This is a genomic window from Clostridium drakei (assembly GCF_000633595.2).
In the GTDB taxonomy this organism is placed as follows: domain Bacteria; phylum Bacillota; class Clostridia; order Clostridiales; family Clostridiaceae; genus Clostridium_AM; species Clostridium_AM drakei.
The window spans coordinates 152,240-167,029 of sequence record NZ_JIBU02000003.1 but is presented as its reverse complement, the minus strand read 5'-3'; the positions used below and the strand labels follow the sequence as shown (position 1 = coordinate 167,029).

The 14,790-nt window shown below is 31.5% G+C and carries 12 protein-coding genes; 1 reads left to right on the top strand and 11 read right to left on the bottom strand.

The genetic code is table 11. The features are described 5' to 3' along the window. Positions 1–322: 322 nt before the first annotated feature. From EG57_RS0201805 to EG57_RS0201790, 4 genes are all read right to left on the bottom strand, one after another. Positions 323–1,621, bottom strand: coding sequence for a CitMHS family transporter (locus EG57_RS0201805; protein WP_029159481.1), 1,299 nt, complete (start codon positions 1,619–1,621; stop codon positions 323–325). Between the two features lie 544 nt (positions 1,622–2,165). Then, on the bottom strand, positions 2,166–4,169 hold the full coding sequence (locus tag EG57_RS25320; protein WP_052037713.1) for a methyl-accepting chemotaxis protein: 2,004 nt from the start codon (positions 4,167–4,169) through the stop codon (positions 2,166–2,168). 162 nt (positions 4,170–4,331) lie between these two features. Then, positions 4,332–6,056, bottom strand: a complete 1,725-nt coding sequence (locus tag EG57_RS0201795) for a sigma 54-interacting transcriptional regulator (protein WP_242859788.1) — start codon at positions 6,054–6,056, stop codon at positions 4,332–4,334. Between the two features lie 73 nt (positions 6,057–6,129). Then, the gene (locus tag EG57_RS0201790) at positions 6,130–7,431 is read right to left on the bottom strand and encodes a M18 family aminopeptidase (RefSeq protein ID WP_032075591.1); all 1,302 of its coding nucleotides are present in this window, start codon (positions 7,429–7,431) and stop codon (positions 6,130–6,132) included. Between the two features lie 207 nt (positions 7,432–7,638). Here EG57_RS0201790 and EG57_RS0201785 point away from each other — a divergent pair, with 207 nt between their 5' ends. Further along, positions 7,639–8,712, top strand: coding sequence for a PRK06851 family protein (locus EG57_RS0201785; protein ID WP_032075590.1), 1,074 nt, complete (start codon positions 7,639–7,641; stop codon positions 8,710–8,712). An 82-nt stretch (positions 8,713–8,794) separates the two neighbouring features. On the opposite strand, the gene eutM is transcribed toward EG57_RS0201785, so the two are convergent. The 7 genes from eutM to EG57_RS0201750 form a co-directional block, all read right to left on the bottom strand. Next, positions 8,795–9,088: an ethanolamine utilization microcompartment protein EutM gene (eutM, locus tag EG57_RS0201780; protein ID WP_029159476.1), complete on the bottom strand. Its 294-nt coding sequence runs from the start codon at positions 9,086–9,088 to the stop codon at positions 8,795–8,797. A gap of 70 nt (positions 9,089–9,158) precedes the next feature. Beyond that, positions 9,159–9,809 carry a phosphate propanoyltransferase gene (locus EG57_RS0201775; protein WP_032075589.1) on the bottom strand — a complete coding sequence of 217 codons (651 nt, stop codon included), beginning with the start codon at positions 9,807–9,809 and terminating at the stop codon, positions 9,159–9,161. Then, complete coding sequence (locus tag EG57_RS0201770; protein WP_032075588.1) at positions 9,809–11,413, bottom strand: acetaldehyde dehydrogenase (acetylating); 1,605 nt, start codon at positions 11,411–11,413, stop codon at positions 9,809–9,811. The genes EG57_RS0201775 and EG57_RS0201770 overlap by 1 nt, the downstream gene beginning before the upstream one ends. Before the next feature lie 34 nt (positions 11,414–11,447). Then, on the bottom strand, positions 11,448–12,104 hold the full coding sequence (locus EG57_RS0201765; protein ID WP_032075587.1) for a BMC domain-containing protein: 657 nt from the start codon (positions 12,102–12,104) through the stop codon (positions 11,448–11,450). Positions 12,105–12,124: 20 nt separating this feature from the next. Then, the gene (locus EG57_RS0201760; protein WP_032075586.1) at positions 12,125–12,808 is read right to left on the bottom strand and encodes a cupin domain-containing protein; all 684 of its coding nucleotides are present in this window, start codon (positions 12,806–12,808) and stop codon (positions 12,125–12,127) included. 70 nt (positions 12,809–12,878) lie between these two features. Continuing rightward, entirely contained in the window at positions 12,879–13,427 is a 549-nt protein-coding gene (locus tag EG57_RS0201755) for a BMC domain-containing protein (protein ID WP_032075585.1), read from the bottom strand. 1 nt (position 13,428) lies between these two features. Continuing rightward, on the bottom strand, positions 13,429–14,757 hold the full coding sequence (locus tag EG57_RS0201750) for a 4Fe-4S dicluster domain-containing protein (RefSeq protein ID WP_032075584.1): 1,329 nt from the start codon (positions 14,755–14,757) through the stop codon (positions 13,429–13,431). Between the last annotated feature and the right edge of the window lie 33 nt (positions 14,758–14,790).

Genomic DNA, 14,790 nt, shown 5'->3' with positions numbered 1-14,790 from the left:
TCTTTCAAATTAATATCTTCTACACTAAATAAGAACATTTCTATAGCATAGTTGGCAATAAATTATTATCGGTATTTATAATAAACTTTAATTTTTAAAATTTTAGAAATCAAATTTTAAATTTTTAGGATAGAACCTATAACTTTACTATAATGCCTAACTTTCTAAAATCTTAGAATAGTATCTAATAATTTCTAAAATACTAGATATATTTTTACTTATTAATGTATTATTACTTTTTCTATCATAATATAGTTTAATAAAATTCAAATTATAAAAACTTTCTTGTTCCTAATTCTTCTACAATATTTCTATAGTATATTTAGAATTTGATTACTCCTATAACAACTGCAGTTATTAGCATTACAATTGTTACTGCAAAAGCATATGGTATTGTCTTTTTTTGATGTTCTCCAAGTTCTACTCCTGAAAGTCCTATTAATAGGAAAGTTGATCCTGTAAGCGGACTAACTGGAAATCCTGTTGTCATTTGTCCAAGTAATGCTGCTCTACCAATCTCTATTGGAGGAACTCCAAAACCTTTTGCTGTTTCTGCAAGTACTGGAAGTACTCCAAAATAGAATGAATCTGGATCAAATATTAAACTAGCTGGCATTCCTATTACACCTACAATAACTGCAAGATGTTTTCCAAGTGAATGAGGTATTATGGATATCAATACTGTAGCCATTGATTTAATCATTCCAGAATATTGCATAATTCCTACAAATGCACCTGCTGCAAACAATATACTAGACATTAAAAGAGCTTCCTTTGCATGAGCATCCATTCTTGCTCTCTGCTCTTTTACATTTGGATAGTTAACAATTAAAGTAATAGTAAATGCAACCATGAATACAGCTGTAGGAGTAAACATTCCTTTTATTAATATTGCAATGGCAACTATTATAGTTAATATATTAAACCAAAATAATTTTGGTCTAAAAAGTTTCTGCTTTTCTTCATCAACTGCTAATTCTTCAATATTAATGTTTAAAAGGTTTTCTTTTCCAATTCTTGCTACTTCTTTTTTAGCAAGTCTATAATCTATAAATAATATAAATATAGCTCCCACAAGTATTGGTATAAGCAATGGGTTAAATAATTCTGTAGAAGATGTTTTCAAAGCAGATATGGCTCTTAGAGGAACTCCCCCCCATGGCTCCATATTAACAAGACCTGCAGATAATGCTACCACTGTTGCTAAAGTAGTCCTTTTCATTCCAACTGCATCAAATAGTGGTAACATTGCTGGTATAACTACCAAGAAAGTTACTGCTCCATTACCATCTAAGTGCACACACATAGATAAAATAGCAGTTCCTAAAACAATTTTTACTGGATCTCTTCCAACTAATTTAAATATTTTTCTAATAATTGGATCAAATGTACCTGCATCAGTTAAAACTCCAAAGAATAGAGTGGCAAAAATAAACATAGTTCCTGTAGGTGCTATGGCTATAATACCTTTGATTATAAAATCTCCAGTATGCCTTCCGAATCCACCTATTAGTGCGGCCACTGTTGGTACAGCTATAAGTGCTGTTACAGGCGTTGCCTTGTTTGTCATTATTAGTGCTAGTAGAATAACTATAGTTATAAAACCAAGTATAGCTAACATTAATAAACCTCCTTTATATTTTATTTTCACTTTATTAATTAGCAATAACTGTACCAAAGCAAATTATTTCTACACATAAGTACAATTTTTAAATATATGAAAATCACTCATTATTGCTTTTATCTCATTGATATCATTGACTCATATCCCCTTCAAAAAATAATCATATTACTAAATAATATTTTTCTTTTATATTATCCTATACTGTAAATATAACTCAAATAAGATTATGACATTTTTCTAATTTTTTAGAAAAATTCCTTCAATATTTTTAAAAAAATGGATATTCTGTTTCTGATATGCTCCTACAATGTTAATACATTAACATTGTATAGGTTAACATTTTCAATAAAATTTCCTAACCTCAATATAATAAGTGCATTTTATTCTAAAATACTAGAAATGAAAAATGGCCATTTCTAATATTTTAGAAATGTTTAATCACTAAATGACAAACATTATATGAAATTAAAATAAACTCCATACTTTTAGAGAGTACAGAGTTTATTATATAAATTAAATATTTCTATAATTTTATTACATTTTATATTCTAAACTTCTCAACAATATTTTTCAGTTTCTCTGAACTTTCCTTAGTATCAGCTGTAATTTTATTAACACTTTCAACTTTCTTTAAGACAAAAGAAGCTCTTTCAGCAATACTTTGAGAACCTTCAGCTGATTCAATATTTAAAATTGATATATCATTTATTAGCTTGATGGTGTTTTTTATAGAAGTGTTTAACTCCTGTTCCGCAACACTAAACTTTCCTACTAAATCTTCAATAAATTCAGCATCCTTATAGTACTGTTCTCCAATATCAACCATAGATTTGTAATCTTTTATTACAGTTATATCCATAAATTCTAGCATTTTTTCTGAGTTGATTATTAAATTTTCAACAGATGCAATCACTTCACTTACTACCTTTTGAATTTCATTAATAGCAACCTTTGAATCTTCTGCAAGAGCATTAACTTCATTTGCAACAACAGCGAAACCTTTTCCTGTCTCTCCAGCCCTTGCAGCCTCTATAGCTGCATTTAAAGCTAAAAGATTTGTTTTAGCTGTTATTTCTAAGATAGCATTTGTTAACAGGCTTATTTTTTCAATGGATTTTGATTGTTTTATAGCCTTCCTCAATTCAATATCAACATTACAACGAAGTTCATCTGCAATTTTCTTAGAATTAATGGCACTTATTTTTAAATTTTCTGCTCTTTTTCTTATTTTTTCTGAAGCTTCAGCTCCTTTTTTAGATCTTTCTGCAATAGTATCCACTGTAATCTCAATTTCATTTGAAGTTGCGTTTAATTCCTCCGTTGAAGCTGCAGTCTGCTGCATTGCTGCAGACATTTCCTCAGTTGTAGATGATACTTCTCTAATATATTTATTCAGCTCATTAATGCTATTAGTTGAATTAGCTGCATATTTTCCTATACTTTGAGTTTCATCAACTACATTTTGAATCACAGTTCTTATAGACTTTTGCATTAAATCAGTAGATTTTGCAATTCTACCTACCTCATCTTTTCTGTCAAGTAAACTATTTGATATGTTTTCAGTGAAATCTGCTTGTGAAATTACATCTAAATGCTTAGCTGTCATGACTAAAGGTTTGGTTATAAATCCTGATATTTTAAATATCATTATGTATAATATCAACAAGGCAATAAACATAATCACCACTATGGAAATTAGTAAATTATTCACTTTACTATACAGCTCTTTCTCTGATATAGAGACACCTATAGACCATTGAGGTGTGTTTGGAATAGTATTAAAAATAATCATCTCAGTAATGCCATTAGGCTTGATAATTTTCTGTATGCCATTACTACCTTTGATCATTTTCTTTCCAGCATCATCCAAACCTTTATATCCTATTTGAGAAGATTTCAATATATTTAGTTTCATTGGAATATCTTTATCAGGATGTGACAGAAACATTCCATCCCCATCAATCATAACAGCATAGCCGCTGTTTCCTATCTTTACGTCACTAATAATTGCAGATAGTGTGTCTAATTTAATAGTAGCTGCCACAAGTCCAATTTTTTCATTATTTTTATTTCTTACTTCATGTGCAATTATAAAAATGTTACTCCCTGTAGCTTTAGCAACTACAGGCTTGCTAATAAAATATGCTTTATCTTGTTTTATTATAGCTTGATAATAATCTCTATCTAATATATTTCCTGAAGCTTTTTTAGTAGTGTAGTAATTACCTCTTGTATCAGTAAAATTTATGGATTCAAAGTCTTTATTAATCTTATTTTCCATTGTATCCAAATGTTCCTTTATGACTTGCAAATCCCCATTAACATAAACATCTTCCTTGGATATAGAATTTAGTTCATTCAAATATCCATTCATTAGCTTGCTAACCTCATATGCCCTTGCTTTAACAATTTCTTCACTCATACTCTTAGTCATATCCAAAACTATATTATTTACATTAAGAAATATAATACCTCCTATGAAAATAAATATTATGGTTATTGACAGTCCAAATGCAGTTAACATTTTTTTACGTATAGTATTCATTTTATCCCTTCCTTCTTAGCTATTTTTAATAGTAAATTCCAGTAGATATATTAAAGCAGAATTCATGCCAAAGTAAACTTTTTAACATTTTAAATCTAATTATTATTAACTAAAAACAATAATAACCATTCCTAAGTTTTTAGGAATGGTTATATACAAATTCTATTTCAATTTATTATAAAGTGTGGCTAATGAAATGCCTAAAGCCTCAGCAGCTCTCTTTTTGCCTTGAACAGTATCTCCATAAGTAATCATAGCTTTCTTAATTTCAGAAATTTCAGCATCTTTTATAACTTCTTCAAGATGTTTTAGTTTAATAATATTCTTTTTTATGCCTTCTGATTGGATTATTTTAGGCAGATGCTCTGGTTTAATAATATAATCATCAGTCATATTGGAAGCAAATTCAATAGAATTTTTGAGTTCTCTTATATTCCCTGGCCAATCATAATTGTATAAGATGTTAACTGCATCTTCAGAAATTTCAATATTTCTCTTAATTTTATTTGCCACTTCGTTCATAAACTTTTCTATAAGAATCTTTATATCTTCACGTCTATTCCTTAATGGAGGAATGTTTATTGGAAATATTGCAATTCTATAATACAAATCTTTTCTAAATTTGTTTTCTTCTATCATTTTTTCTAAACTCTTATTTGTAGCTGCTATTATTCTAACATCTATATTTACTTCTTTAAGTCCACCTATTCGTCTAATATTTTTTTCTTGAAGTACCCTTAACAGTTTTGCCTGTAACCCATAGTTCATTTCTGATAATTCATCTAAAAATAATGTTCCTCCATTAGCCAATTCGAAAAGGCCTATCTTTCCACCTTTTTTAGCTCCAGTAAAAGCACCTTCTTCATAACCAAACAATTCACTTTCTAATAAGTTAGCATCAAAAGTAGCACAATTCACTGCTACAAAAGGTCCATTCTGTCTGTTGCTATATGCATGTATAGCATTAGCATAAAGCTCTTTACCAGTTCCACTCTCTCCAGTAATAAGAACATTTGATTCACTTTTTGCTGCCTTCTTGGACAATTTTTTAACTTCTTCAGAGCTTACATCTACACATATTATATCATCAAAGCTATATTTTGACCTTTTCATACTGTTGACCTGTTTTTCAAGTTTCTTAATTATTATATTTGACTTATTTAATTCTTCAGTTAACTTATATATTTCTGTTATTTCATTTAATATAGATATGCCTCCAACAACTTTGTCTTCTTCAACAATTGGAACCATATTTACTATATATTCTGAATCATTAACTTTTCTAGGAATTCTTAATAACTTATTTCCAGTTTTTATTACATTTGGAAGTCTAGAACCTGGTCTCACTTCAGATAATACTCTTCCTACGATCTCTTCGCTACTCATAGCTGTTATCCTTGTGTAAGCAGGATTAACATATCTTACGATACAATCACAATCTGCTATAAGAACACCATCATACAAAGAATTAAATATACTCTTTTCTAAGTTAGTTATATTCACCTTATACACTCCATTCCCAATAATTAGAATATCCAATTCTATATCTAAATTATTTAATACCACAATGATATATCCACCTTCAGTTTTAGAAATCTCTATATCATTTAACAAGATATCTCCAGATTCGCAACATTTACCTGCTACACTTACTCTTTCCATAAATTCACTTTTCGTTTTGCCAGTTACCACACATTCGTACTCCGCATTATAAAGTGCCGGCCTTATATTATCCGTTATTCCTCCATCCATTGATACATATTTTCTTATACCTGGTATTTCTTTTATTGAACCTACTATAAAAAGTACTGTAGCATTACCTATAATAGATCTTCCTGGTTCTATAACAAGCTTTAGAATGCTTATTCTAAATAGCTTCATAAGCATTTTTTAGTAAAATATCTTTAAAATTCCCCTATTAAAAACATAAATATTAATGTTTTTAAGCTATTTTCACACTTTAAAGTGTATAAAATTCTTCAAAGGATTTAATTGCATATATATAATCTTTTACACCAGCCAATTCTCTTACCGAATGCATAGAAAGAATAGCAAGCCCCATATCTACAGAATTTATATTCACATGACTGGAAGATATAGGTCCAATAGTAGATCCCCCCTTTTCATCTGAACGATTTACAAAAATTTGAACTGGTACTTCTGCCTTTGAACATATATTTTTATATACAGCAGAAGATACAGCATCAGATGTGTAACTTTGGCTAGCACTTGATTTTATTATTGGCCCCTTATTAATTATAGGCCTATTTACAGGGTCACTTTTCTCAGCATAATTTGGATGTAGTGCATGCCCTAAGTCACAAGATATTATAAAGGATTTTGCCAAAGCCCTATAATAGTCCTCTCTACTTTTTAGAAGGCTTAAAGCTATTCTCTCCAATATAATGGAAAGCATAGGTGAATCTGCTCCCTGCTTTGTAGTACTGCCAACTTCTTCGTTATCAAAACATACCATAATGTTAGTGCTATTTCCAACCTCTGTGTTTACTAAAGCTTTTATACCTGAATGAACCATAATTAAATCATCTAATCTTGCACTAGATATAAATTCATCATTAAGGCCCATTATACAACCTTTTTCGGTATCATATAAAAATAAATCAAAATCCAATATATCTTCTTCTTTAACTTCAAGTTCTTGAGATATAACTCTTATCATATATTTTCCTTTTTCAAATTTTTCATTTACCATAGAAAGTAGTGGAAGTATATCCTTCTGCCTATTTAATTCTATACCAGAATTTATATTTCTGTTCATATGTATGGCAAGGTTAGGTATTATCAATATAGGCTTTTTTACATTTAAAAGTCTCTCTTCAGGACAGAATGGATTTTTACTTTTAATCATTACTCTTCCAGCTAAAGATAAAGGCCTATCAAGCCAAGTGTTAATAATTGGTCCTCCATAAACTTCTGTATTTAATTTTACATATTCACCCTCTACCTCTATATCAGCATTAGGTTTTATTTTAAATCCTGGTGAATCTGTATGTGCTCCTATTATTTTAAATCCATCTCTTTCTAAATCACCTTTACCCACTACAAAGGCGGTTAATGCAGAATTATTTTTCTGTACAAAATATTTTCCACATTTTTTTAAATTCCAGCTGTCCTCTTCTTTTAGTTCAATAAATCCATAATTTGAAAGCAATTTTTTTAAATTATGAACTACATGAAAAGCGGTTGGACTTTCATATATAAAATCTATAAGCTCCTGTGATTTTTTTAATTCTTCATTCATATTTACTCCTCCAATTTATATCTATATACTAAAGTTTTTTGTGTTCATTTATAAGTATAACTGAATTTAATACTTATATATCAAAAATTTAATATATAACCAATTTTTATTTTTTTATTTAATGAAACATAATTTATGGCAAATATATACACAAAGATATGTTTTTGCATATTATATAATGATTGAAGTAAACGGGAGTGTGTGTTTATGAAAAGTAGTATAAGAAATTTTTTCCCTGGCGGTAATACTTCTTATGGTTTCTATTCCTTTTATCAATACATTATAGATGAAAATATTGCTAAAAGGAAAATATGTATAAAAGGAGGTCCAGGTACTGGTAAATCATCTCTCATGAAAAACATTGGAAATTTCTTTGCAAACAAAGGATATAATATTGAATATCACCATTGTTCATCTGATAACGATTCTCTCGATGGACTAGTTATTAAGGGATTAGAAGTAGCTTTAATTGATGGTACTTCACCTCATATAGTTGATCCATCAAACCCTGGTGCAGTAGATGAAATACTAAATTTAGGTCAACACTGGAATGAAGAAGGGTTTAACCAGTATAAAAAATCTATAATTGAAACTAATAAAGAAATTAAAAATACTTTTGGAAGAGCCTATAACTTTCTAAAAGCCTCAAAACTTATACATGACAGTTGGAGTAATTTAAATAGGAATGCTATTAGTTCTTCTAAACTATTATTATTAGAAGAAGACTTAAAGAGTAAAATTTTTTCAAATTCACCATGCAAAACTCTAGGTAGTGATAGACATATCTTTGCCACAGCTTTTACTCCTAATGGCATTATAACTTTTATAGAAAATCTAACTGAAAACTGTAATAAAATTTACGTATTAAATGGAGGTCCTGGAACAGGTAAAACTCAAGTTCTTAAATTTTTGTATAAAGAAGCTTTACGTAAGGGCTTTTTTATTGAGGTTTATCATGATCCTCTAATTCCTGATAGAATAGAGCACATAATAATACCTGAATTGAAAACTGCTATTATAACCTCCAATGAAATAAATAATCAAAAATTCACAGGAACTCAAATATTTATGGAAAATTTAATGGATTATGGGAAAATAAATAAAACTGAATTGGTGAAATCTAAAGAAACCTTCTACAACCTTCTAAATGAAGGCCTATCGGTTATATCCTCAGCCAAAAATCTTCATGACCAACTTGAAAAATACTATGTTACCAATATGAATTTTAATGAAATTGATGAAGCCTATAAATTATTAGTGGATAGACTCTTAAAATACTAATTTATATGAATTTTTTATATAAAAAGAAACTGTCCCTTACTATGAGACAGCTTCTTTTTATATTGTATCCTTTAATAAAATCTTATTTTGTAGTTTCTTTATTTGATGGAAGAATAACTTCAACTTCTGAATGTGGACGTGGGATAACGTGAACTGATATTAATTCTCCAACACGTTGTGCTGCGGCAGCACCAGCATCTGTAGCAGCTTTAACAGCTCCAACATCTCCTCTAACCATAACAGTTACAAGTCCACCTCCAACATATTCTTTACCTATTAAATATACGTTTGCTGCTTTAACCATAGCGTCAGCTGCTTCTACTGCTCCTACTAATCCTTTAGTTTCTATCATTCCCAATGCATCATATTTTACCATTTTAAAATCCTCCTAAAATATTATTTATTTTTATATTTTAATTTTTAATTATAACTTTTTATTAATTTTCTTATTTTACTATTGTTATTTTTGATTTTGAATTAATACTCATGGCATTAGCTTCTTCGATATCCACATGACATTCAAGACTTGAAGTATCATTAGCTCTAACAGCTACATTACTATATACTCCACCTCTTAAATCGTCAAATTTTATCGATACTACATCTCCATCACAAACTCCTAAATTTTTAGCATCTTCAGGTGTCATGTGGATGTGTCTTTGTGCAACTACTAATCCTTCTTCAATTTGAACAGAACCTTTTGGTCCAACTAGTGTGACTCCTGGTGTTCTGCTTAAATCTCCAGATAATCTTACATGTGGCACTGCTCCAAGCTTAACACAGTCTCCAGCTAATACCTCAACTTGTGTCTTACTTCTTACAGGTCCAAGGATTCTAACTTTCTCAATAGCACCTTTTGGTCCACAAAGCGTTACAACTTCTTTGCACGCATATTGTCCAGGTTGAGATAGATCTTTAAGCTTCACAAGTTGATAGTCTTTGCCAAATAAACACTCTAAATCCTTTTGTGAAAGATGTACATGTCTATTGGAAATACCTACTGGAATTTCAGATAAATTTCCTTGAACCACAGCTTTTTTTTCATTAGCTTTAACTGCTTCCAATAAAAGCTTTAATACTGATTCAAAATTATCCATTAGTTTGCCCCCTTAATAGCAGCAACTATTTGGTTAACTAAATCTAAAAGCCCTTCATCTTTTGCACTTTCATTGTTAGTACAAGTGTTATTAGTGCTAGCAGTTTCAGCACATTCATTAGCTTTATTTAAAGCTGCTGCTGCCGCTGCAATTTGATCTGGACTCATATTCATAAATGCATTTTCAATTTCATTACAGCTTTCAGTAGTTTTTGTACAACAGCTGAAAGTTTTATCCTCAATTGCTAATGTTGTACAATCTTTTATACCATAGGCAACTCTCTTAATGTTTATAAGATGCTCTGGAGTAACATTCTCAGATACTGAGCTTCCACCCCATGTACCACAACCTAAAGTGAAAGAAGGATTAAGACCTGTGCTTGCACCTGTTCCACCTTGAGTTCCACCAGTATTAACAAGAATACGTGAAGCTGGTTTTCTAGCAAACTTCATAACTATATCTCTATCTTCAGTATGAATACTCATTGTATGACCAATTCCATTTTGAAGTAATTCAATACTTAATTCGCATGCTTCATGCCAATCTTTTACTGTGTAGAAACCGAGAACTGTTGTAAGTTTTTCGAAGGATAATGGGTTTCCTTCTCCTACTCCATTTTGTCTTCCTATAAGCACTCTTGTTCCTTCTGGAATTACAATTCCTGCAGCATCAGCAATAACTTGTGGGCTTCTTCCAACAAACTTAGCATTCATAGCATGTCCATTTTTAAATAGCAATTGACAAACTTTATCAGTTTCATCTTTTGTCATGAAGTATCCACCTTGTTTCTTGAATTCTTCAACAACTTTGTCATGATTACATTCTTCACAAATTATTGATTGTTCTGAAGCACAAATTGTACCGTTATCGAATGTTTTACTTGCCATAATGTTTTTAACAGCTTTTTCTACATCAGCAGTTCTTTCGATATATGCTGGAGAGTTTCCTGCACCAACACCAAGAGCTGGTTTTCCTGAACTGTAAGCGGCCTTAACCATTCCTGGACCACCTGTAGCTATTATTATAGAAACTTCTTTACATTTCATTAATTCATTTGTAGCTCCAATTGTTGGAATGCTTACTGCACTTATAATATTCTCTGGAGCGCCAGCTGCAACAGCTGCATCATGCATTAATTTGACTGCCTTAGTTGTACATTTTGCAGCAGATGGATGTGGTGAGAATACTATAGCATTACGAGATTTAATTGAGATCATAGCTTTGAAAATAGCTGTGGATGTTGGATTTGTTGAAGGTACTATACCCATAACTAAACCAACTGGCTCAGCAATCTCTATAAGTTTGTTTATCGTATCTTCTTTAACTATACCTATAGTTTTCATATCTTTTATTGAATTATATAGTATAGTAGATGCCAAATGATTTTTGAAAGTTTTATCTTCAGCTTTACCAAAACCAGTTTCTTCAACCGCCATCTGTGCCAAACAAACAGCATATTCTTCTGCAACTTTAACCATATTGCGTAAAATTTTATCGATTTGCTCTTCAGTATAGTCAGCAATTTTATTAGCTGCTACTTTTCCAAGTCTAGCAAGATTTCTAGCTTCTTGAATTGAGCGTAAATCTTTATCAAAGTTTTCCATTATTTCATACTTCCCCTCTTAGCTTTAACAATAGCTATTTTTTCTCATAATATAGCTTAAATTTACTAATTAATAGATTTTTATTAGCCTTTGAAATTGCTCTGCCTGCGATTACAAAATCTTTGTATTCACGAGCTAGATTTCTCAACTTAACAACCGTTAATTTAGATAGTATAGAAATGGCTTTTTCTATACCACTTTGGTTTACTGACTTATCTATATCATCTTTGTGCAGATTCTCTAGGTTTACCTTATGCATTTTACCTAAGTCTAAAGCATCTTCATTTTCCTCAGCATTCTCTTGAGTTTTTTCTAAATCATTTGCTTCTTCCACAACTTTTGATTTCTCTGTAGATTTTGTTTCTATAACTTCTGCCTTATTTGTATCCTCTACATTAGTTGATTCATCTTTAGGATCATTAGTCCCAATTATATTTTTCACTTCTTCATGAGGACGTGGAATTACATGTTCTGAAACTAAAGCTTGTTCATCAAGTTTTTTAACAGCTGCTGCTCCAGCTTCTATAGCTGATTTTACTGCGCCTACATCACCTGTAATTGAAATTGTAACAAGACCGCCACCTACATAAGTTTTTTCAATAATACTTACATCTGCTGATTTCACCATGGTATCAGCTGCCTCAATAGCTGCAAGTAATCCTTTTGTTTCTATTAAACCAAGCGATTGCATAGGTTTATCCTCCTAGTCTTCTATAAAAGATCTGCCCAATTTGCTGGATATGTTGTATAAAATACCCTAGCTTTATCTGGTGAACCCCAAACTACTTTAGTACCTGATGGTACAAATAATACATCACCAGCATGAGCTGTATATGTCTTTCCATTGATTTCTACTGTTAAAGTTCCTTCAATAACATAGTCAATTTCTTCATAAGTCAATTCCCAATCAAATTTTGAGTTTTCAATGATTAAGAATCCAGCACTCATTTTTGATTCATCTTTGCTTACTAACTCTTGGAAATAAACTTTGTTATCTGGATTTCCGGTATCAAATACATCCATTTTTACTGAACTTCCTCTAACTACCTTAAGCCCACTATCATCAGTATCAGCTTCGAATGGAAGACTTTTGCCTTTTAAGCATTCAAGCATTTGTTGAAGAAGTCCTTTGTCCATCATTACTTTAAAGAAATTAAGCATTTGTTCGCAGTCCATATCTTCTACATTTAATGGCTTTTTAACTTCTTGTTGTTGTACTTTAACTTCTGGCTGCTGCACTTTAACTTCAGGAGCTTCTGTTGAAAATATTATTCCATTATTCTTTGCAAGATCTTGAGCTGATGGGGTGATTATCTCACTGCCATCTATAGAAAATACCTTTTCTCCCTTTAGTATTAATGCTTCAATATCTTTTGTAGATATTAATTTTTTCACTTTATCACATCCTTTTATTTATTACGAAGTCATTATAATATACCTTCATAATCTAGAAGTTCTTAACCTATTAGAATAAAGATTCCACTAATCTGTTAGAAACTGAAGGTATAACTTCAGCATTTACCAACATGCCTTTTTGCTTAGCAACAGCCTTTCCAGCTTCAATGCCAGTTTGGACTGCAGCCACATCTCCGGTAAAAGTGAAGAATGACTTACCACCTAATCCTGTCCCCAATCTAAGTTCTAAAGGCTGTAATTCAGCAGCTTTCAGAATTGCATCAGCAGCAATAACCATTGTTGCTAAGGAGAAAAACTCTATAATTCCAAGAGCCTGAATTCTATCTGGCATTGTTGTGCCTGTTATTGCTGGGAATACTTCAGGGCTAACATTTGGTATAACGATAGAATCAACTAAAAATTCTTCTGCAACACTTTCCCCAACACCAACTGAGTCCTGAACCGCTGCAACATCACCTTGAACAATGGCTATATATTTACCTGGGCAAACAGAGCTAGCTGTTACTATTTCCACATCAGCGGTTTTTACCATTTGATCTGCTGCATATATGCCACGTGCAATACTTGTAAATTCAATCATACCTATTGCTTTTGACATATTAATCCCTCCTTATCGCGATAAAATCATTTTCGCTTTCTACAACTGTTCCTGAAATACTTGCATGAATTGCAGCTCCCAAACTATCTTCAGGAATTTTTCCAATAAGCTGTCCTAATTCCACATGATCTCCAACAGAAACAACTGCTGCTGCTGGCGCTCCTACATGCTGTCTTGTTGCAATATGTATTAGCTCAGGTTTTATTGCAACTTCTGTCATAGGAGCAGACTTGTCGAAATCACGTAGTCCCAATCTAACTATAAGACGTTTACTTGGAACTAATCTATACTCCCGATTTTTGCTTGCAGTGAACTCTGACTTTACTGGCTTATACCTTATATTCTTTTCTGCTAATTTCCCTTTAAAGTAGAGATTCGCAGCTTTAGGATAAAGTCCCGCTGGACATGAAAACAATTCACATAAATTACATTGACAACATAGTTGTGCACTTTTCTGTCCTTCAATATCTTCTAATTTATAATTTAAAGCTCTCATCATCTTGTGGGGCTGTATGTCATGTCCAATAAGATAACGAGGACACATATCTGTACACATACGACACTGTTCACAAGAAGCTCTGTTTACTCTTTTTGCTTGTTCTATATTCATAGATTTTCTACGAATAAGAAAGTGATCTTTTTTAAGGATTACAAATCCCTTATTTTTCTTTGTAATGTAGCCATCTATACTACTCATTACAGGGCCCATCATAGGACCTCCATCAATAACTGCATAGTTATCAAAATTTTCTATTCCACTAAGCTTTAATACATCTATAATAGGTGTTCCTATTGCTACTTTTACAGTCAAACTATTAGGAATATCTCCTGCAACTGTGATGTACTTTTCTGTAACTGCTTCTCCCCTGGAAGCATGGTAAATATTTAATGCTGTCTCTGAATTTACTACTATGCATCCAACCTGGATTGGAATGCCAGCTTCAGGGACAACCCTTCCTGTAAGTTCATAAACTAAAACCTGCTCATCACCTGCTGGATAGATATCTGGAAGTTCTTTTACTTCAACGAAATCGCCTACTTTCAGTACTTCAATTCTTTCTCTTAGAATTGAAATCACTTTTTTGTGCTTCCCTTTAATACCTATAATCGCTTTTCTAGCTTCAACAAACTTTGCTACTGCTTCAAAGCCTTTAATTATTTCATCTGGAAACAACTCCATGAGCTGCTGGTCCACTCTCAGCAAAGGTTCACACTCAGCTCCATTAAGCAATATATATTCTGATTTTGATGTTAACTTTGCATGTGTCGGAAACCCTGCACCACCTGCACCAATAACGCCGGCTTCTCTCACCATTTCAAGAAGATTCATTTCTACCTCCCTTGCAGTTTCCTATGCTTCATA